The following is a 455-nucleotide window of genomic DNA, read 5'->3' as shown; positions in this document are numbered from 1 at the left end:
GCCCAGGACCTCACGGCGCTCGGCTTCGAGACCTCCGTGGAGGACACGTCGCTGCACCCGGTGGTGCTGGCGACCAAGCCGAAGCCCGGCGCGCCGCACGTGCTGTTCTACGGCCATTACGACGTGCAGCCGGTCGACCCGCTCGACCTGTGGAAGACGCCGCCCTTCGAGCCGCACATCGCGAACGACGGCCAGGGCGGGAAGACGATCGTCGGGCGCGGCGCCTCGGACGACAAGGGCCAGGTCATGACCTTCGTGGAGGCGTGCCGGGCCCACATCGCCATGAGCGGCGAGCTGCCCTGCGGCGTCACCATCCTGATCGAGGGCGCGGAAGAAAGCGGCTCGCAAGGGCTTCCCGAATGGGTCGCGCAGAATCGCGAAAGGCTCGGCTGTGACGTGGTGCTGGTCTGCGACACCGGCATGTGGGACCGGACCACGCCGGCCATCACCGCGTC

The 455-nt window shown here is 69.7% G+C and carries 1 protein-coding gene; it reads left to right on the top strand.

Annotated features, from left to right (window positions below; all coding sequences use genetic code 11):
* Positions 1 to 455, top strand: a 455-nt coding sequence (locus JZ791_RS44265) for a M20/M25/M40 family metallo-hydrolase (protein ID WP_216903964.1), incomplete at both ends; no start/stop codon positions are given.

The sequence above is a fragment of the Nocardia alni genome, assembly GCF_019038435.1.
Taxonomy (GTDB): domain Bacteria; phylum Actinomycetota; class Actinomycetes; order Mycobacteriales; family Mycobacteriaceae; genus Nocardia; species Nocardia alni.
Note: the sequence above shows the minus strand (reverse complement) of the source record. Positions and strands in the feature narration are given on the sequence as shown.